Genomic DNA, 19,269 nt, shown 5'->3' with positions numbered 1-19,269 from the left:
CCGGCCGGGGAATGGGGGCGCGAGCAGCGAAGCATCGCTTAAGAGGCAAGTTCCGGAAGTCGCACCGAAGTCCCGCGGCCGGCCCCCGCACCGTAACACCGCATTCTTCGCGAAGCCCCCAATTAATATTCCAGCCGCGAGGGGCGGTCCGCGTCCGGTGACGGACCGCGGGCGGGTCCGCCGTCACGATGATCACGAGGGCGTGAAGCGCCGTCCTCGGCGGCGGGCGCGGGCTGGGGCGGCGGGGTCCGGGCGATGCCGGTGCGGGGGCGCCGGCCGGTGGTGAGGTACTCGAGCACCGCGCGGCGGGCCGTCGCCGCGCTCGTCCTCGCCCTGCCGCCGGGCACGGTGATCAGCGGCGCGTCGAGCGACCACATGATCCGCAGCGGGTCGCCCGGCGGCAGTTCGACGGCGATGGAGTCGTCCGGGAGCCAGGTCAGGGCGGCCCGGTCGGCATCGACGTCGATCTCGACACGGAGCCCCTCGCCGTTGCCGTCGTAGCGGTGGGAGAAAGTCCTGGGCGAGATGTCCTCGCCCTCGCCTCGCGGACGGATCCACAATGCCTGACCGGAGCGGCCGGTCGGCAGGATCTCCCGGACGATCTCGTCGAAGAGCCCGACGGCCTCTTCGGGACCGGCCGGCTCGTGGACGCTGACCAGATGGTCGATCAGCAGGAAGGCCATCGACGCATCATCCCAGTGGTCCGGTGCGGAAGATCCGGCGGCCGGAGGGCGCGCCGTCCGGCCGCGGGTCCGGGTCAGGGACGGTAGGTGCCGAAGTACCACTCGTTGCCGTCGGGGTCGCGGGCCGCGTAGTCGCGGGAGCCGTAGTCCTGGTCGGTGAGCTCGCGGAAGATCTCCGCTCCCGCCGCCTTGGCGCGGTCGTGGTGGGCGTCGGGGTCGTCGATGGCGACGTAGACGGCCGCCTTGGCGGAGCCCGTGGGCCCGAACATGATGAGGCCGGTGTCGTAGCGCATCTCGGCGTGGACGATGGCGCCGTTGTCGTCCTTATGGACGTCGACGGGTTCGAAGCCGAACGCCCTCTCCAGCCATTCGAGCGCCTTCGCCGGATCGGCCGCCCGGATGAGCGGGTAGAAGGTGCGGCGTATCTCGCTGGTCATGTCGTCCTCCCTTTTTCTGGGATGCCCAGTCTGCGGGGAGCGGATCCGGCCGTCTTGGACGAATGTGACCTCGGCGGTCAGCGGCGGGCGGCGTCGCGTTCGGCGGCGAGGCGGCGCGTCTCCGGGGAGACCGGCGCGCCGAGGATCGCGGCGACGACGTCGACGAGGTAGCTGGTGAACAGGCGGTCGTCGGTGCGGGGGCCGGAGCGGGCGCGGCGGGCCAGCTCGATCGCGGCGTACAGGATGGCGGTGAAGCGGCGGTGCAGCCGGGCCGCGTCCTCTTCCAGCAAGGGTTCCACCAGGGTCCGCCAGCGGCAGAGGCTGTCGCGGGGGTCGTCCAGGACCGCGACGGGGACGAGGGGGTCCGGGCGGTTCAGCACGTCCGCCCAGATCTGCAGGTAGGCGCGGCCCGACGCGTCGGCCAGGCGGGCCGCCATGGGGCGGACAAGGGCCGCCGCCAGGGGGCGGACGCCCTGCTCGCCGTCTTCGTAGGCGTCGAGCAGGGCGTGCCGGCGGGCCTCGACCTCGGGGGCGTGCCGGGCGAAGATCGCGCGCAGGATCCCGGCGCGGTCCCCGAAGTGGTACTGGACGGCCGTGGCGTTGCGCGCGCCGGCCTCCTGGAGGATCTCGCGGAGGCTGACGGCGTCCACGCCGCGGGCGGCGTAGAGGGTCTCGGCGGCGTCCAGCAGTCGTTCCCGTGTGTCACTCATTGCCGAGCGCATGCTCCAGGGCCTCGGCGAAGCGCTCGCGGGCCGCCGCCCGCCGGGTGGGCAGGTGGCCGGACGGCCACAGGCCCTCCACGGGCTCGACGTCGCGCAGCAGCTGCCGGGCCACGGTGATCTTGTGGACCTCGGTGGGGCCGTCGGCGATGCCCATCGCCTCCGCCCCCATCATCATGGCGGCGAACGGCATCTCGTTCGACACGCCGAGCGCGCCGTGCAGGTGCATCGCGCGCTGGACGACGTCGTGGTACACCTTCGGCATCGCGGCCTTCACGGCGGCGATGTCCTTGCGGACCCTCCTGTAGTCGCGGTGCTTGTCGATCAGCCAGGCGGTGCGCAGCACGAGCAGCCGGAACTGCTCGATCTCGATCCAGCTGTCGGCGATCTTCTCCTGGGTCATCTGCATCTTGGCGAGCGGCCCGAACCGGGTCTGCCGGGAGACGGCGCGCTCGCACATCATGTCGAACGCCTTGCGGACCTGCGCGATCGTCCGCATCGCGTGGTGGATGCGGCCGCCGCCGAGGCGGGTCTGGGCGATGGCGAACGCGCCGCCCTCGTCGCCGAGGAGGTTCTCGGCCGGCACCCGGACGCTCTCGTAGCGCAGGTAGCCGTGGGAGCCCTCGCGCTCGCCGCCGACGCCCACGTTCCGCACGGTGACCAGGCCGGGTGCGTCGGCGGGCACGATGAACATCGACATGCCCTCGTAGGCGGACACGTCGGGGTTCGTCACCGCCATCACGATCAGGAAGGTCGCGTGGCGGGCGTTGGAGGAGAACCACTTCTCGCCGTCGATGACCCAGCCGTCCCCGTCGCGGACGGCGCGCGTGGTGAACAGGGTCGGGTCGGCTCCCCCGTGCGGCTCGGTCATCGAGTACGAGGAGGAGATCTCGCCGTCCAGGAGGGGGCGCAGGTAGCGCTCCTTCTGCTCGGGCGTGCCGAAATGGGCGATGATCTCGGCGTTGCCGGAGTCGGGCGCCTGGCAGCCGAACACCGACGGCGCCCAGCGGGAGCGGCCGAGGATCTCGTTCAGCAGCGCGAGCCGCACCTGCCCGTACCCCTGGCCGCCCAGTTCGGGGCCCAGGTGGCACGCCCACAGGCCCTTCTCGCGCACCTGGTCCTGGAGGGGCCGCACGAGCCGCTTGTAGCGGGGGTCGGCCTTGTCGTAGGGGTCGCCGAGCACCAGGTCGAGGGGTTCGACCTCGTCCCGGACGAAGGCGTCCGCCCAGTCGAGAAGTTCCTGGTAGGCGGGGTCGGTCTCGAAGTCCCAAGCCATGGCGAGCCTCCTCGGTCGTGTCCCCCGATAATCGGTGTACCTCAGTAAGTAATGCAAGTGCATGACTGTTACTCTCCGGTACATCAAGCGTCGGAAAGGGACCGCCGTGCAGCCTGAGCAGATCGACCGCGCCCTCGTGGACTTCGACGTCCTGGCCGGGTGGATGGAAGGCCGCGGCCTGCCGGGCGGCCCGTTCGAGGACGTCGAGCGGCTGACGGGGGGCACCCAGAACACGCTGGTCCGGTTCCGGCGCGGCGGCCGCGACTACGTGCTCAGGCGGGGGCCGGGCCACCTGCGCGCGAAGACGAACGAGGTCCTGCGGCGCGAGGCCCGTGTGCTGGGGGCGCTCGACGGGACAGACGTCCCCGCGCCGCGCCTCATCGCGGCCTGCCCTGACGAGACCGTCATGGGCGGCGCGGTCTTCTACCTGATGACGCCCGTCAATGGCTTCAACGCCTCGGTCACGCTGCCAGAGCTCCACGCCCGGGACGCGTCCGTCCGGCGCGAGATGGGCCTGAACGCGGCGCGGGCGCTGGCGGCGCTGGGCGCGGTCGACCACGAGGCGGTCGGCCTCGGCGACTTCGGCAAGCCGGAGGGCTTCCTGGAGCGGCAGGTGGGCCGCTGGATGTCCGAACTCGACTCCTACGACGCGCTGGACGGCTACCCAGGACCGGACATCCCCGGCCTGGACGACGTCGCCCGGTGGCTGGAGGAGCACCGCCCCAAGGCGTGGCGCCCGGGGATCATGCACGGCGACTACCACCTGGCCAACCTCATGTACTCCTTCGACGGCCCGGAGGTCGCCGCGATCGTCGACTGGGAGATGTGCACGATCGGCGACCCGCTGCTGGACCTCGGCTGGCTGCTGGCCACCTGGCCGGACCGCGCCGACCAGAGCGCCGCCCTGGCCGGTCCCCTCGGCGCGGCCGGCGGGCTGCCCACCGCCGAGGAGCTGGTCGAGGTCTACGCCGAGCGGGCCGACGCCGTCGACGGGCGCGACCTGTCGTCCATCACCTGGTACGCGGTGCTGGCCTGCTTCAAGCTCGGCATCGTCCTGGAGGGCACGCACGCCCGCGCGTTCGCGGGCAAGGCCCCCAAGGAGACCGGCGACCTGCTCCACTCGATCACGCTCGGCCTCTTCGCCCGCGCCCGCGGCTTCATCGGCTCCTGAGGCCCCTCGCGCCGGTGATCGGGAACTGCCAGGATCTCCCTCGCACGAGGAGGTGCGATGGAGATCCGTAAGGGCGGGCCAGGCGACGCGCGGGTGATGTTGGCGATGCTGGACGGGGCGGTGGCGTGGCTCGCCGCCAACGGCCGCACGGGGCAGTGGGGCAGCGAGCCGTGGTCGGAGGATCCGCGCCGCGTCGAGCGGATCACCGGTATCGCCCGCGACGACGAGATCTGGGTGGCCGAGGTCGGCGGCCGGCCCGCCGGCGTCATGGCGGTCGCGTCCGGGCCCCCGCACTACGTCGACCCGGTCGAGGAGCCGGAGCTGTACATCACCCTCCTGGTCACCGACCGCGCGTTCGCCGGGCACGGGGTGGGCGGCGCCCTGATCGCCAAGGCGAGGGACGAGGCCGGGGCGAAGGGCGTCGGCCTGCTGCGCGTCGACTGCTACGGCGGCGACGACGGGCGGCTGGTGGAGTACTACCGGAGCAACGGGTTCGAGACGGACGCCGCGTTCACCGTGGGCGACTGGCCGGGGCGGGTCCTGTCCCAGCGTGTCGGCGGGTAGGCGGCCCCCTGCTTGCAAAACCGCGCGGCCCGTCGCAGCCTGGAAGTGACCGGTGCGAACGGGGCAGTCGGTGACGCCCTTACGCCGCACGGACGGCGACCGAGCCGCTCGCCTCGTTCCGCCGGTCGAAGCCTCATGTCGCATTCCCGCCAGCCAAGCCGCACTGCCACGGGCAAGGCTTGGGACATGCACAGGAACTTCCGCTTCGGCGTGGTGGGCGAGTCGATCCGCTCGGGCGCGGAACTGGCCGAGACGTCCCGCCGCGCTGAGGAGCTGGGCTACGACGTTCTGACGTTGCGGGACCACTTCGTCGCCGAGCCGTTCGGCGAGCAGCTCGCGCCCATGGTGGCGCTGGCCTCCGCCGCGTCCGCGACGACCACGCTGCGGCTGGGCACGATGGTGCTCTCCAACGACTTCCGGCATCCGGTGATGCTCGCCAAGGAGGCCGCCACCCTCGACCACCTGTCGGGCGGGCGTTTCGAGCTGGGCGTCGGCGCGGGCTGGCTGCGCGAGGAGTACGAGGCCGCCGGGATGCCGTTCGACCGGGCCGGGACGCGGGTCGGGCGGCTGGAGGAGTCGCTGCGGATCCTGCGCGGCCTGCTGAGCGGCGAGAAGACCACGTTCGCCGGAGAGCACTACGCGGTCGACGGCCTGACGGTGTTCCCGCGCCCGGAGCGCCGCCCGCCCCTCGTCGTGGGCGCGGGCAGCCGGCGCATGCTCGGCATCGCCGGCCGGTACGCCGACACGGTCGGGATCCTCCCCCGCGCCCTGCCCGAGGGGACGATCTCCGACGAGGTCTCAGAGCGCCTCCCGGACACCATCGCCCGCAAGGTCGACTGGGTCCGCGAGGCGGCGGGAGAGCGCGACGTCGAGCTGAGCATGATGGTGACGCCCGCGTTCGGCCCCGACCCCCGCCGCGCCGCCGCGAAGGTAGCGGTCACGCGCGGCTGGGGCACGTCGTCGGCCGAGCTGGTCCTCGGCATGCCGTCCCAGTTCGTGGGCCCGCCCGAGCACGTCGCCGAGCAGATGCTGGCCCGCCGCGACCGCTTCGGCTTCACCTACTACCAGGTCTCGGACACCGTCATGGAGGCGTTCGCCCCCGTCATCCCGCTCCTGACCTCCTAGGCGGGGGCGGCGAAGCCGGCGTCCATGGCGAGGCCCCCGCACCGGTCTGCCGAAGCCGACGGCGCACCGGCTGCTGAGCGAGCTGTTCCACACGCTCGGGCCGCCGGAGCGGGTGCTCGCGGGCGGGCTCGTCCATTACGCCCCGCACACGATCGTGATGCCGGGGCTCCGGCAGCGGGAGCCGGCCCGCACCGCCGACCGCGGCTACGCCGTCAACCGGGAGGAGCCGGAGGCCGACGTCTCCGCCGTGGCGGCGCCCGTCCTCGACCACCGGCGGCAGGTGATCGCCGTGATCTCCATCACCGGCAACGCGTGCCGGCTGGACCTCGACCGGCTCGCACCGGCCGTGCGGACCGCGGCGCTGGCGCTGTCGCGCGAACTGGCGCGTGAGAACGCGGGCACGCTGGAAATGGGGATTCCCCGGCGATCTCTCGATACCGGGGAATCCCCGTTTCCATGCACCGGCAGCCCTGCGCCGGGTCTGGAGAGGCCTTGCGATCCCATCGTGGGCGGGCTCACATTCACCCTGTGAGCCATTTCACGAATGGTCCGCCGCCTCAGATCATGAGCCGAAAGGCTGGGGCATGCCCTTCTTCCCGGGGCCCTTGCCCCAGGACAGGACCTCCCACTTGACGCCCTTCAGGTGGCCCTCGCCGGTACCGGCGTTGTACTTGCTGGCGGGCTTCTTGCCGTCCAGCAGGTACCGGAAGGTGTAGGTGTCGAGGTCGAGCATGACGCCGCGGTGGGACGGCTCGCCCGGCCCGCGGTCGCCGACGAAGCCGGTGACGGTGCGGCCCTTGTAGGACACCTTGACCTTGGTGTGCATGGGCCAGCTCGGGCTGGCGAACAGGCCCTTCTGCATCGGCTTGCCGCCGGCGGGGGCGCCGGTGTCGCCGTTCACGCCGGAGCCGTCGTCCCAGAAGTAGGACGCGGTCGTCTTGCCGCTGAGCAGGGCCTTCGGGCCCTTCTTCGCGGGCTTGGCGGCCTTGGGCGCGGCCTTGGAGTCGGCCTTCACCTCGGTCTTGGAGTCGGCCTTGGCCTCGACCTTCGGGGCCTTCGGCAGGGTGAGCTCGGTGGGCCCGGCCTTGTCACCGAGGCTCTTGGGGGACTGCTGCTCCTGCGCGGCCACGGCCTGCTCCGGCAGGAACTGCTTCTTGGGAGCGGAGTCATCGCTCGCGGCGGCGACACCGGCCACCATCATGCCCGCGAGGGCGGTGCCGGTGACGCCGGTCAGGATGACGTTGATCGCTCGCTGCTGCATGGAGATCCTTCGTTCGGGGTACAGGGCTGCCGCTCGGCACGGGGAAGGCGCGCAGGTCACGCGCCTGTCTCCGGGCAGGGGTGAGCGGCTCCGAGACTCGAGACTCGGGAGGCGCCGCCGCGAGAAGGGCCCGCTTGGAACGGTCCACGGGCATGGCGGACCGCGCTCGCGCTCAGCCGCGCACGACCGGGTTCGGACGTGCGGGTGACACGGGCTTCGGTGAAGCGGGAAGGATGCCGACCGGGGGCTCACTGGCCCAGCACGGTGCGCGGCCGCTGCATGGTACGGCTGCGTTCGGCGAAGGGATCCCGCCTGGCGGGCGGGAGGCGGCGGTTATGCGATTGGCCGGGTCAACGGTTCTTTGACCCTGACCTGGGGATGACTATATACGGCATTACCGTGCTGTCGCCAAACGGGGGATTTCTTTACCTTTGGCAAGGTAGATCTTTTAAGCCGGAACTGGCCCGGAGCGCCTTTCCCATAGGGGCTGCGGGCCAGTCGGCCGCACCGCGCCCATGGCAAAAAGGATCTTTAAGCCGATGGCCTTGGGGCGCATGGCCCGGCCGTCCGCTCCCGCTCCGGCGCGTGGACAGCCTGGAACGCGGGGGCGCCGGAGATGAGCGGTCGCGAGCCCGGACCACTCACGACGCACGCGTGACCGCAGGACGAAGGGCGCCGCACACGCTCCGGACCCCGCGTGTACAGAGGGCCTAGGACCGGGCCGCGTGTGCCCAGGCCGCCCGTGAATCGACCGCCCGGGACCAGGGCGCGGGTGAGCAGACCGCACAAGATCGGACCGTACGGGACCAGGCCGCAGTGATCAGACCGCGCATGATCGACCGCCTGGGAACAGGTCGCGGGCGATCGGACCGCGCAGGACCGGCCGCACTTGACCAAACGGCACGAGGGCGGACCGCGGTGGACCGGACCGCGGTGATCAGATCGCGCAGGACCGGCCGCACGCGATCGGACCGCACCTGATCAGACTGCGTACGACGGGCCGCACAGGATCGGGCCGCGCTGGGCGGCCGCGGACCCGCACGGCCGTGGGCCGCGCGGGTGGAACGTCCTCGTCAGTGCGTCGGGTAGACCGACGGCACGAGCGGCGTCGGGCCGGTTCCGCCGGTGAACACGGCGGGGCCCGCCTGGGGCGGGACGAAGGGCGCCTCCGCGTAAGAGGCGTCCGCGTAGACGGGCTCCCCGTACGGCATGGCCGCCACGATGGGGCCCTGCGCCGCCGGGACGGCCTGGGCCACGGGTGGCGGGACGGGCGGTGGAACGTGCGAGCCGTCCGCCCGGCGCTGCTCCGCCGCGGCCGCGCTGCGGCGCTCGGCGAGCAGGGCCATGAGGGCGCGTGCGGTGTCGGCGTCCATCTTCAGCAGGACGCTCGGCATCCCGGTCTGATCGACGAACGGGGATACCGAGGGCGGAGCCGGCAGCTGCGGTATGGCCGCCCGCATCTCCTCGCGGAGATCCTGGGCCAGCCGCAGCGCCTGTCGGTCACTGTCGCTCAAGTGTGCGGTCATCGCGATCTCCGGGGAGTTCACGTGCGGGGGTCCGGGGCAATCCTGCTAGGGATGGCGTGCAGGTGCAAGGGCTGATGCACGTGCATTTCAAGAAAATTCCCCCCGTAACCCCCGCCCCCGTCGCTCGTTCCCGATCACTCGACGCCGCGCCTTCCAGGCATCCACAGTGGCTTGACCAGCACAGATAGGCGCGGTCGGCCCCGCACTCGCACCAGAAGGGCCGCGGAGGACCAGCACGGTGCGTGCCCCCTCGGACACGGAGACGGTTCCTGCTTCCGAGCAAGATCCATGTGCCCCAGGGGCGGATGGATGTGATGTCCGCCACGAGTTCTCGGAAGGCTGCCGCCCGGGCGTCCAATCTCGGCCCGAGCGCGTCGCTGCGAATCCATCGCAGGCGCCCCGGATCACTTATCTCTAGGGATGCCTCGCCCGCGTATGGCCTTCGGCGCTGCATGCGGAGCGCCATTAACGGCATTCTGGACGGATGACAGAGACCCTCAGCACCAGGGCCCTCAACCGGGCCACGCTTGCGCGGCAGATGCTGCTCGCACGGGAGCCGATCCCCGCCGCCGAGGCGGTGGGACGGCTCTGCGGGATGCAGGCACAGGAGCCCAAGCCGCCGTTCCTGGGGCTGTGGACGCGAGTCGAAGGGTTCCAGGCGTCCGATCTGCACTCCGCCTTGCAAGGCCGGTCGCTGGTGCGCGCCACGATGATGCGCGCCACCCTGCATCTGGTGACGAGCGCGGACTACACGGCGTTCCGTACATCGATGCAACCGATGCTGGACGGCGGCCTGCGGGTGCTGGGCGACCGCGCCAAGGGACTCGACCTGGAGAAGGTCGTCCCTGCGGCGCGCTCCCTCCTGGAGGCGGGGCCGCTCACGTTCAACGAGATACGCGCCGAGTTGCAGCGGTTGTTCCCGGAAGTGAACGAACGCGCCCTCGGCTATGCCGTCCGCCTTTGCGTGCCCCTGGTCATGATGCCCACCGAGGACAGGTGGGGCTTCCCGCGCACGTCGCGCTTCGCGCTGGCCGACTCTTGGCTGGACTCCGGGCCGGACGCCGTGAACGCGGTCGACGAACTGATGCTCCACTACCTGGCGGCCTATGGTCCGGCGTCCGCCGCCGACGCGCAGACGTGGTCGGGATTGTCCACGACAGGCGAGGCCCTGGAGCGCCTTCGCCCGAGCCTGCTGACCTTCACCGACGACAAGGGCCGGGAACTGTTCGACCTGCCGGACGCGCCGCGCCCCGGCGAGGACGTCCCCGCCCCCGCGCGGTTCCTGCCCGAGTTCGACAGCCTCGTCCTCGCACACGCCGACCGCAGGCGCGTCATCGCCGACGACCACCGCCCCATGCTCACGACCAAGAACCTGCGCGTTCGCGCCGTGTTCCTGTGGGACGGGTTCGCGCGCGGCATCTGGGAGACGGAGTACAAGCGCAAGGTGGCCACGCTCCGGATGCGTCCGTTCGAGGCCCTCCCCCAGGCGGCCGTCGACGGGCTGAGGACCGAAGGGGAAGCGTTGCTGCGCTTCATGGAACCGGACGCCAAGGAGACCGTCGTCACCGTCGAGGAGTGACGAGACCCGCCTGGAGCCGTGCAGACGACAGCCCCCGGGCGATGGCCGGGGGCTGTCGGAGAGTCGAGAGGCCGGGGCTAGCCGGCGCCGTCCTGGCCGCGCATCTCCTCGACCACGACGCTCTGGTACGCGCGGGAGGTGTCCGGGACGTAGCTCAGCCGCGCCAGGGCCTTGCCGGCGTGGTCCCTTATCTCGAAGTGGTAGCCCTCGCCTGCCTCGCCCACATGCGCCGCGGCCTGGTCGTGCCTGAGCCGGCACATGGTGTCGACCTTCTCGAGCGCCACCTTCAGGCTCCCCGCATCACTGATGAGCCGCGCGGGCTCACTCGTCTCCCAGATCTCGAACATCAGTCGTGTCCTGTCGGCGGTCGGTCGGTCTGTCGGAAGGAACGGGCGGGGCATTCCAGACGTCTGGGACAGCTTGCGCCTATCTCATGGATCTTTCAATCAACCAAGGTATCGGATTGATCACTATTCGAAGTTGTCCACGCTCATAGTGTCATGTCCGCATGTGGCGAGGGTCCACCCTTCCGCTGTCCAACCCCGGTTCGGTACAGTCGGCCACGCCGAACCGAACATGATTCGGAAAGAGGCGCCCATTCCCCGCGCCCCGGCGCCCCCGAGCGAGCCTTTGCTCATTCCGGCCGGAAGACGCCGAGCCTCGCTGCTGCCAGATGGCAGGATCGTCCTTCGGAGTTCTGTCGGACGGCGGGAGTGGCGTTGCGGAAGACCTGGCGGTGCGGCACGACGACTGATGCCTCGGCCGCCCTCGCCGCCGAGGAGGCGGTGCGATCGCTCGCCCGCGGCGACCGCGCCGCATTTCGGCGGCTCGTGGCCGAACTGACCGGCGGCCCCGCCGGCCCGGACTGGACGGGCGCCGCCGACCGCTGCCTCACCGACCGGCTGCTGCACGGCGTCAGCACCGCCTGGCGGCGCGGGTGGCAGCCCGCCGACCTGGTGCGCTTCACGACACGTCGGCAAACGGCCCAGCACGCGCGGCTCTGCACGGACGTCATCGCCGACGAGAGGCGCACCTACCCCACCGGTGTCGTCGACGAGCGGTGGGAGGAGCAACTGGCGGCGCTTGGAGCCGACGTGTGGTGGCCGGACGGCTCCCATTCGACCCACTGGTGCCACCGCGAAGGCATTGAACGCGCGGATTACGTCACGTGCGCCCTGGAAGTCATCCACCTCCTGGAAACCCTCCCAAAGCTTCCCCCCATCACCCCGCCTCCCACGAGCACTTCGGATACGAGCCCGCCCACCGGAAGAGCATCCGGGGGCAATAGGACGGGCGCAGGCAGGTCCAAGTCAGGGCCGTCCAGTACGGGAGGGCCAGGAGCCGGGTCGGACGGAACTGCCACGGGCGCGTCCGATGAGGGGAAGGCCCATAGGGGGACGCCGAGGGCCGGCGGCGAATCCGGTCAGCGGAGGCGCCGGAGGCCGGAAGAGGTCGATCAGCGGATCCTCGGTCGGGTCCGGGCTCTTCTGGCCAAGGCCGAGTCGACCGAGTTCCCTGAGGAGGCGGAGGCGCTCAGCGCGCGCGCCCAGGAGTTGATGGCGCGGCACAGCATCGACCATGCGCTGCTCGCGGCGGAGACAGGCGACCTGAGCGGTCCAGACGGACGGCGCATCGCGGTCGACAGTCCTTACGAGGCGCCCAAGGCGGTCCTGCTGACGGTGGTGGCCGAGGCCAACCACTGCCGTGCGGTGTGGCACCGGGAGCTGGGGCTCTCCACCGTCCTCGGGTTCCCGGCCGATCTGGCCGCGGTGGAGATCTTGTTCACGTCCCTGCTGGTGCAGGCCACGTCCGCCATGGTGCACGCGGGTCCCAGGCGCGACGCGCGGGGACGGTCACGGACGCGTTCGTTCCGCCATGCGTTCCTCAACGCCTACGCCGTTCGCATCGGGGAGCGGCTGCGAGGAGCGGCGGACAGGGCGGCCGCGGACGCCGGCGGGAAGGATCTGCTTCCCGTGCTGGCGGCGCGCGACCAGGCCGTCGACCAGGCCGTCGACACGATGTTCCCGAACCTCGCCAAGGGGCGGGCGGGTTCGGTCTCCAACTATGAGGGCTGGCTCGCCGGACGGGCGGCCGCCGACCTCGCCAGCCTGGACGGGCGCTCCGAGGTCACCGGAGCCTTCCGAGGTCCGTAGCGCGCGGGGTCCCCCCGGGGGGCGAGGGGGACGTCCGGCCATGTGCTCGCTTCTTCCTTGTCTCGCTGTGCTCGGGAGCGGGTCAGTCCTTCTTGCGCCGGGTGTTGCCGCCCCGGCCACGGAGCGGCACGCCCGCCTCCTTCAGGACGTTGTAGATGAATCCGTACGACCGGCCGGTCTCGGCGGCCAGATCGCGGATGCTCTCGCCGGCGGCGTACCGCGGAGCGAGCTCGGCGGCGAGCCTGGTGCGTTCGGCACCGGTGACACGGGTGCCCCTCGACAGTGTTCGAGCCACGGGGACCTCCTGATTCCAAGGCTGGGCGGCGGGGCCCGTCCCCGCAGCTCACAGCAGTGTTGATCTCCCCAACGTACACATTCCCCCCGATTGCTCCGTCGATGCCGCGCGAATCACCACGAATTCGGCCGAAGCTGGTCTTTTCCGTGGTGAACGGCGTGTCGGAACTAGACAGACGTGTCCGATACCGTCCTCGCTCGGTCGTTCCACCGGATCACCCCCTCCAGGAGCCCCAAGACCGGAACCATGCGCCTCCGAAGCCCCCGTTGCTTCACCTCTCGCTGGCGTCTCCCTGGCCTGAGCGCCCCCAAGCCCCGACCGCACCGGCGTTTCCCCGGGCTCCAGGACCCACCGATGCCGAGTTATCCACAGAACGGCGTTCTACAGCTTCTCGGCGGGACGGTCGCGCATGCTGGCCAGGTCCCGACAGGCGAGGAGGAGTCCCATGGCCACGATCACATTCCCGGTCCCGTCGACCACGACCTCGAGGTTCGCCGTGGCCGCCACGAGCATCCCCGGCGACCCGGCGACCCTTCTGAGGAGCGCGGAGGGCCCCTACCAGTCCCACATCGCGGGGCGCCTCGGCACACCCCAACTCCAGGTCGCCCGCGAGGCCCTCCCCGGTCTTCGCTGGGACCCGTGGCACATCAGGCCGTCCCGCCCGGACGATCGGCGACTCGCGCGAGCCTTCAACGACGCCGAGCAGTTCGCCGCCGTCACCGCGTTCGCCCCGATCACCGACCAGCCCAGGGCGGTCCAGGTGGCCCGCGCCGCCGCGTACGCCATCGCCGAGGCCACCGGCGGAATCATCGCCGACCTGGTCACGGGCCACGTCCTGACGCCGTCCCCCCAGGAGCGGACACGTTTCGTGCTGGCCGACCGATGGCTGGGCGACGTCCTGCCGCCGTTCCGCGCCAACGGCCGCTGCACGGCCGCCGACCCGGGCAGGGACCCCGAAGGCGTCAACGGCTGCGCCTGCGTCCGGCTGCGCACCCGCGGCCTGCGGCGCTTCGGCCTCCCCGAACTCCAGATCACCGACGTCGCCTGCCCGCACGACCTCGCCGCCCTCAACGTCCTGCGCACCACCGCCCGCCGCCTCCTGACCGACCACTGGTCATGGCTGGCCACCGGCCCGGCCGTCGGCGACCGCACGATCCCCGACGCCCTCGACCTGACCCAGACCGACTTCAACGACTTCTGGGGCACCACCCGCCGCGTCCCCCTGACCGCGCCCTCGCCCTTCCAGGTCCACCTTTCCCCCCTGACCTCCCGCCTCATCGCCGTGGGCCCGCCCACCCACTTCGAAGGCACGGTCAACGACTGGCTCTGGGGCGACACCCTCCCCATGGGCATGCACGACTCCCAACAAGCCCCCGCCCTCCCCACAGCCGCCTGAACGCCCCCGCCCCAAACCCCCCAGGCCGCCCCCACCCGGTAGCCCAACCAACCCGCCCGTCAACCAGCCCCGATCAGCCCCTGCCCTAGAACAGCACCAGCCACCGACCACAAACCGACTCGACGACCAGGTCTCTCGAGCCTGTCCAGGTAACGGCAAACCAACTCGAAGCGGTGCAGACCTCTCTTAAGCCGCTCTCACCGGCCGCTGTGATCGGGACTCACGCCGCTAGATGAACCAGCCCGAGAAGCGGCAGGTGCAGCCGGAGCGCCCCCTGCCACAGCCTGGTTGATCTTGGCTGCAGACGACGATCAACGCCACTGCCCCAGCAAGCTGACGTAACTCGATCTTGCGGGTTCTAGTTGCGGACAGCGCCGGCCGGGCCCGTCCAGCTAACGGTGACACTCGATCTCGCAGGGGGCTGGGGCCTGTCTCGAAGTGGCCCTCGGCCACGCGCGCGAACGCGTGACCTGGCCGGTGGAGCGAAGCCGGAGGCGAGCGGAACCGGGCAGATCGCGAAGCGATGCCGCGTTCGCCCAGGCCCGGTCACGTAGCGAGCCGCCAGGCGAGCGAAGTGGGCCGCCAGGCGAGCGAAGTGGGCCGCCAGGCGAGCGAAGTGGGCCGGGACTTTGAAACACGATCTAGTTGCGGGCGGCGGCCGGGCGACTTCGAAGGTGCTCTCGAAGGCGTTGGGGGCCGCCTTCCACCGCTGCATCCAGCGTTTGCGAGCGGCGCCTTCGGCGGCCAGGCTCATGACCGCGAGGTAGCGCCCTTGAGCGCGGCTGCTCGTGGGGAAAGTGGCCGCGGGCATTGCCTGGGCGGCGCCATTGAGGGCTGGGATGCTGGCGACGTGAGGGATGACGAGGACGAGCCGCTCGTCGGTGGCCGGATGGCGCAGGGTGTCGTGCGTCGCGGCGAGCGAGTGATACGCCCGCTGGGTCCCTGGTCAGAGGCAGTCCACGAGTACCTCCGTTACTTGGAGGTTGTGGGCTTTGCAGGTGCTCCCCGCGTGCTCGGCGTCGAGGGAGACCGCGAGGTACTGACCTATCTGGGCGGAGAGGTGGCCGTCGATCCCGCCTGGCAGCCGGGCCGCGGGCACCGGCTACCCGCGCACGCTCGCAGCGACCAGGCACTCATCTGCGCCGGGCGGCTCATCCGCGACCTGCACGAGGCATCGCGCGGATTCCGTCCGCGTCGTACCACCTACCGCTTTCATCCCTGCCCACCCCGCCCTGGCCAGATCATCTCCCATGGCGACCTCGGCCCCTGGAACACGGTCTACCGCAACGGTCTGCCCGCGGCGTTCATCGACTTCGACAGCGCAGGACCGGTCGATCCCGTGGACGAGTTGGCCGCGGCCGCGTGGGCCTTCGTGCCGCTGGCACCCGACCGTCGCCTGCGCGAGGCCGGATTCGACCCGATCCCCGACCTGCCGGCCCGGCTGCGCTTGTTCGTAGACGCCTACGGCTTGCCCTATCGCCCAGCCGCCTTGGTCTCCGCCCTGCAACGGAGCGTCCTGACCAGGGTGGAGCAAATCGCCACGTGGCCGCTCTCCGCGGCCGATGCCGCCGGGTCCCTGGAGTTCCTGGCCAACGAGCTGCGCTGGTTCCACACGATGACCCCCGCCATCGAGCGCGCCCTAAGCGGACCGGACGCCGCTAGCAGACGATGATGGCGAGAAAAGCACCGCGCGGGCTGCTCCAACCACGACCCACAACCTGCCGATGCCGCCGCGCGACGCAAGGACCGGAAAGATCTTCGCCGGCTGCTCGGCGCCGGCCTGTCCAACGCCGAGATCGCCGGGCGCCTGGCGAGGCGGCGGCGCCGTCGCATCCGCGCCCCTTGCCCGTCCTGCGGCCACTGACCGCCCAGTCCGGCCCTCGACCGAGCACGCGGACGGCGCGCTCACAGGCCTCCCGCACCGCCGCCGAAACCGGGATGCGGCGGAGCGGACGGCGCGCCCGCAGGCCTCCCGCACCGCCGCCGGAACCGGGATGTGGCAGAGCTGTCGCTTGTCGGAACCTCACCGTTCGGCCTGGCATCACTCTCCGTGTCACCTTCGCTTAAGGCCGAGGCCCTACGGGCGGGATGCAGCGTTGAGGGGACGGAACGGGCGATGCCATGTTGGACGGCTGCCGCCGTCCACGCCGCCGCTACGAGCACGTCCCTGAGCGCTTCGCGCCTTGGTCCGCATTACCTCGCCCTCGACTAACAGGACTCGGCACGTCACAAGTTTGGCGCGGATCTGGTTTGTCGCTCTAGTCCGGCTCCATGAGATGAACACCGAGAAACATCGTGTTCACTGCATCGACTGCGAAGGCAGGAATCACGCTCCGCACCACCCGCCACGGTGCAGGCTCCTCCCCTCCTCAAAGGCCAGCGCCTTTATCGGAGAAACCGGCCGCTTCCCGCGTGGGCGAACATCAGGCCTTGACTGCTTGCTCGAATCCATATCCTCGACTGTTGAGGACGGCACTCCTGACCGAAGAACGCTGCTTGTGCCGATTGGGAGCCAAGGTCGCAAACCTCCCGCTTTCTGCACTGTCGCCGAGCGCCCCATAATCGACTCTCCGCTGCTGATCGACGTCGACCGCCTGCACCTTCAGCCCCAAGCGCACCCCCTATCGCACGGTCCGGACCGGCCGTTTCCGACCAGGAGATCGACAGTCCGCACCCTCCTCATGAGGTGGTTCAATGAGAGCACGCAGGTGTGATAGAAATATCCACCTTCACCCGATTCGGCCGTATCGACGACTTTCGTAGCCACGCCAATGCAGGTCTGGCTGCTCGCACGTCCCCGCCCACCGAGGGGCCACGTGACCGGATGACTTGCCCAATCCCTGTTCGCCCGGGACATGCCGAATGGGGCTTTCCGATTCGCGTCAGGAGCACCGGGCGCGTGGGCGATTTTGTGCGTCGGGGCGCAGTGACAGCGAGTGACAGTTTTGCCACCGCGCCGTCACCCCGGCATGCCAGCCGGGGAACTCCTCACGGAGGTCGATCATGTGCTGATCATGCAAGTGCCATCGCCCGCGGATGTCTCATCAACGCTTCCCCCGTCGCGTATCCCTAAGAAATCCGCGGGAATTCGACCCTCCGGCGGTCCGGCCGCCCCAGCGAGGGGCAGGCACCGACATTTCGGGATGAGCTGGGATATGACGTCCATATCAGTCGTGGCCGTCACGGCGACGGCGGCGCGGGATCGACGGAGCCGACTGTGGGCAATGTGCAACGCTCCGTAGCCGAAGTAGCTACGATCGGCATTCACACGGTGACCGACGCGATCCCCCGGGGCGAAGATGAACCGTTTCCTGGCACATCCCAAACTCGCCGTCGCCTTCAGCGAATGGCTCCGCTGCACCTGCGGGTTCCTGGGGTGCACCGCCATGGCCGGCGCCATCAGTATCGGCGCGGCGGCCCCCTCCGAAGCGGCCGCCGTAACCGACCCTGAGCCGCACGGGCCCAGACCGCCGATCTGTCGTCACGCCATAGGCATCGGTGATCGGTTCGCCTCGCACAAGTGCAAGGGGCCATGGCTGTCGATGCCGGACAAGCCCCGGGGACGGCCGGGACACGGTCGGGATTTTCCTCACTGGCTCGACCGATACGACAGCAGAAAGCCCAAGAAGGAGCACAGGGCACCCCCGCCGCGCCCACCCGAGAAGCCAGCGCCCCGCCCGGCCGCGACCGGCGGTCCGAGAAGCGCGCCCCCGCCTCCCCGCCCACCCAAGAGCGCCAAGGTGCGCCGTCCTCCGGCACCTCCTCCGGTACCGGTGCCTCCCCCAGCGCCGTCGCCGGTGCCGGCACCGGTACCGGTGACGGCCCGCGAGCAGGCCGACGAGGTCGATTCACGGCCCTCCTCGCTGCAGCCGGTCCTGCTTCTCGGTCTCCTGCTCCCCGCCGCCGCGGCGATGTGCTATCCGTTCCGGCACCGCATCTACACCACCGCCAATCCAGGTGTGTCCCCCCTTCCAGCGCCCAACATCCCGGACCCGCAGGCGGTGAGCGTCACCTACCGCCCCCTGCTCGACCCGTTCGGCACGGCGGCCACGGGCCTTGCGGGCCCGGGCGCCGGCTCCACCGCGCGGGTGCTGGCGCTGACGGCGCTCGACGAGCACGCCGACGACTCGCTCGTCGTCGTCCCGCGACCCGACGCCATCAGCCTCTTCGGGCTGTCCGAGGACGAGCTCCTCGACGACGACACGGCCGGGCTCTTCATCCCGGGGAACCTCGACGCGGCACTCGCCTATCTGGAGACCGAACTCGCCATCCGCGAAAGGAGCGGCGTCACGCACGCGCGCCGTCTCCTTCTGGTCGCCGACTGCGCCCAGGAGGCCGACAGGATCGCGGCGCTCCTCAAGCGCCACCCGGGCGCCGTGTTCGCGGTCCTGCTCGGCCCGTGGACAGGCGACCAGGCGACGATCGACGACGAAGGCGCGGTCCAGGCCCCTCCCGCGGTGGCGTCCGCCCTCCCCTCCCGCCTCCCGGCGATGTCCCGCACCGAAGCCCGCGACCGCCTCCTGAAGACCTTGGCCCGGCAGAAGGACACCCGTAAGCCGCCTCCCCGGCGCCGCTCGATCCCCCGGCGCGGCTAGCACCCCCACACCTGCACACGGCAAGTGGTGGACGGCGCGGGACGGATGTTCCGAACAACGCTGCCGTCCCCCATGCCCAGATCACCCGCAAAGGCCACCCGGCAGCCGCTCGCCTCTGACCGAAACAAGATCGAGTCACGGCCGGAGAAGGTGAAGCTGCTCACCGCGATAGGTAGCGCCTCCTACTCCCCGGCCCGCCACGCCTCCAAAGATGGCGCACCTCATACGGGCGCCTCCCCCGAACCGTCAGGGCCGAGCGGGCAGGGCCGCTCACCGGCGACAGGCAGCGCCGACCCACTCCCGCACCCGCCGCACCTCCACAAAGGGCACACCTCACAACGGGACCTCCCACCAACCGTCAGGGCCGAGCGGGCAGGGCCGCTCACCGGCGACAGGCAGGGCCGCTCACCGGCGACAGGCAGCGCCGACCCACTCCCGCACCCGCCGCACCTCCACAAAGGGCACACCTCACAACGGGACCTCCCACCA

At 70.9% G+C, this 19,269-nt stretch carries 17 protein-coding genes; 9 read left to right on the top strand and 8 right to left on the bottom strand.

All coding sequences use genetic code 11. From position 1 onward, the window contains the following. Nucleotides 1-122 precede the first annotated feature (122 nt). The 4 genes from AB0C21_RS41755 to AB0C21_RS41740 all read right to left on the bottom strand — a co-directional run bounded on the left by AB0C21_RS41755 (nucleotide 123) and on the right by AB0C21_RS41740 (nucleotide 3,115). Nucleotides 123-683: a hypothetical protein gene (locus AB0C21_RS41755; RefSeq protein WP_500211909.1), complete on the bottom strand. Its 561-nt coding sequence runs from the start codon at nucleotides 681-683 to the stop codon at nucleotides 123-125. 74 nt (nucleotides 684-757) lie between these two features. Next, the gene (locus tag AB0C21_RS41750; RefSeq protein WP_500211907.1) at nucleotides 758-1,120 is read right to left on the bottom strand and encodes a VOC family protein; all 363 of its coding nucleotides are present in this window, start codon (nucleotides 1,118-1,120) and stop codon (nucleotides 758-760) included. A 77-nt stretch (nucleotides 1,121-1,197) separates the two neighbouring features. Then, the gene (locus AB0C21_RS41745) at nucleotides 1,198-1,830 is read right to left on the bottom strand and encodes a TetR/AcrR family transcriptional regulator (protein ID WP_353821077.1); all 633 of its coding nucleotides are present in this window, start codon (nucleotides 1,828-1,830) and stop codon (nucleotides 1,198-1,200) included. Then, on the bottom strand, nucleotides 1,823-3,115 hold the full coding sequence (locus AB0C21_RS41740; protein ID WP_500211906.1) for an acyl-CoA dehydrogenase family protein: 1,293 nt from the start codon (nucleotides 3,113-3,115) through the stop codon (nucleotides 1,823-1,825). Before AB0C21_RS41740 ends, AB0C21_RS41745 begins: the two co-directional genes overlap by 8 nt. A 106-nt stretch (nucleotides 3,116-3,221) precedes the next feature. Here AB0C21_RS41740 and AB0C21_RS41735 point away from each other — a divergent pair, with 106 nt between their 5' ends. From AB0C21_RS41735 to AB0C21_RS41720, 4 genes are all read left to right on the top strand, one after another. Beyond that, nucleotides 3,222-4,286, top strand: a complete 1,065-nt coding sequence (locus AB0C21_RS41735) for a phosphotransferase family protein (RefSeq protein ID WP_500211904.1) — start codon at nucleotides 3,222-3,224, stop codon at nucleotides 4,284-4,286. 57 nt (nucleotides 4,287-4,343) lie between these two features. Continuing rightward, on the top strand, nucleotides 4,344-4,850 hold the full coding sequence (locus tag AB0C21_RS41730) for a GNAT family N-acetyltransferase (RefSeq protein WP_500211903.1): 507 nt from the start codon (nucleotides 4,344-4,346) through the stop codon (nucleotides 4,848-4,850). A 186-nt stretch (nucleotides 4,851-5,036) separates the two neighbouring features. Further along, nucleotides 5,037-5,975 carry a TIGR03621 family F420-dependent LLM class oxidoreductase gene (locus tag AB0C21_RS41725; protein ID WP_500211902.1) on the top strand — a complete coding sequence of 313 codons (939 nt, stop codon included), beginning with the start codon at nucleotides 5,037-5,039 and terminating at the stop codon, nucleotides 5,973-5,975. A 112-nt stretch (nucleotides 5,976-6,087) separates the two neighbouring features. Next, nucleotides 6,088-6,507, top strand: coding sequence for an IclR family transcriptional regulator domain-containing protein (locus tag AB0C21_RS41720; RefSeq protein WP_500211901.1), 420 nt, complete (start codon nucleotides 6,088-6,090; stop codon nucleotides 6,505-6,507). A gap of 30 nt (nucleotides 6,508-6,537) precedes the next feature. Here AB0C21_RS41720 and AB0C21_RS41715 read toward each other — a convergent pair whose 3' ends face one another. Together AB0C21_RS41715 and AB0C21_RS41710 are read right to left on the bottom strand one after the other, a co-directional pair. After that, entirely contained in the window at nucleotides 6,538-7,236 is a 699-nt protein-coding gene (locus AB0C21_RS41715; RefSeq protein WP_500211899.1) for an RlpA-like double-psi beta-barrel domain-containing protein, read from the bottom strand. Nucleotides 7,237-8,309: 1,073 nt separating this feature from the next. Further along, the gene (locus AB0C21_RS41710) at nucleotides 8,310-8,762 is read right to left on the bottom strand and encodes a hypothetical protein (protein WP_500211897.1); all 453 of its coding nucleotides are present in this window, start codon (nucleotides 8,760-8,762) and stop codon (nucleotides 8,310-8,312) included. 484 nt (nucleotides 8,763-9,246) lie between these two features. On the opposite strand from AB0C21_RS41710, the gene AB0C21_RS41705 reads away from it, so the two are divergent. Next, nucleotides 9,247-10,341, top strand: coding sequence for a winged helix DNA-binding domain-containing protein (locus tag AB0C21_RS41705; protein ID WP_500211895.1), 1,095 nt, complete (start codon nucleotides 9,247-9,249; stop codon nucleotides 10,339-10,341). A 77-nt stretch (nucleotides 10,342-10,418) separates the two neighbouring features. Here AB0C21_RS41705 and AB0C21_RS41700 read toward each other — a convergent pair whose 3' ends face one another. Beyond that, nucleotides 10,419-10,688, bottom strand: a complete 270-nt coding sequence (locus tag AB0C21_RS41700; RefSeq protein WP_500211893.1) for a hypothetical protein — start codon at nucleotides 10,686-10,688, stop codon at nucleotides 10,419-10,421. A gap of 372 nt (nucleotides 10,689-11,060) precedes the next feature. Between AB0C21_RS41700 and AB0C21_RS41695 the strand changes: the two genes are divergently transcribed. Continuing rightward, nucleotides 11,061-12,494, top strand: coding sequence for a DUF2786 domain-containing protein (locus AB0C21_RS41695; protein ID WP_500211891.1), 1,434 nt, complete (start codon nucleotides 11,061-11,063; stop codon nucleotides 12,492-12,494). A gap of 82 nt (nucleotides 12,495-12,576) precedes the next feature. Here the strand turns inward: AB0C21_RS41695 and AB0C21_RS41690 are convergent, their stop codons facing one another. Continuing rightward, nucleotides 12,577-12,789 carry a helix-turn-helix domain-containing protein gene (locus AB0C21_RS41690; protein WP_021594883.1) on the bottom strand — a complete coding sequence of 71 codons (213 nt, stop codon included), beginning with the start codon at nucleotides 12,787-12,789 and terminating at the stop codon, nucleotides 12,577-12,579. A gap of 445 nt (nucleotides 12,790-13,234) precedes the next feature. Between AB0C21_RS41690 and AB0C21_RS41685 the strand changes: the two genes are divergently transcribed. From AB0C21_RS41685 to AB0C21_RS41675, 3 genes are all read left to right on the top strand, one after another. Beyond that, entirely contained in the window at nucleotides 13,235-14,185 is a 951-nt protein-coding gene (locus tag AB0C21_RS41685; RefSeq protein WP_500211889.1) for a hypothetical protein, read from the top strand. Between the two features lie 1,009 nt (nucleotides 14,186-15,194). After that, on the top strand, nucleotides 15,195-15,857 hold the full coding sequence (locus AB0C21_RS41680; RefSeq protein WP_500211887.1) for a phosphotransferase: 663 nt from the start codon (nucleotides 15,195-15,197) through the stop codon (nucleotides 15,855-15,857). A 2,125-nt stretch (nucleotides 15,858-17,982) separates the two neighbouring features. Next, entirely contained in the window at nucleotides 17,983-18,780 is a 798-nt protein-coding gene (locus AB0C21_RS41675; RefSeq protein WP_500211886.1) for a hypothetical protein, read from the top strand. Nucleotides 18,781-19,269: the final 489 nt, after the last annotated feature.

It is taken from the genome of Spirillospora sp. NPDC049024 (assembly GCF_040649235.1).
In the GTDB taxonomy this organism is placed as follows: domain Bacteria; phylum Actinomycetota; class Actinomycetes; order Streptosporangiales; family Streptosporangiaceae; genus Spirillospora.
This window is presented reverse-complemented; position numbering and strand designations above follow the sequence as displayed.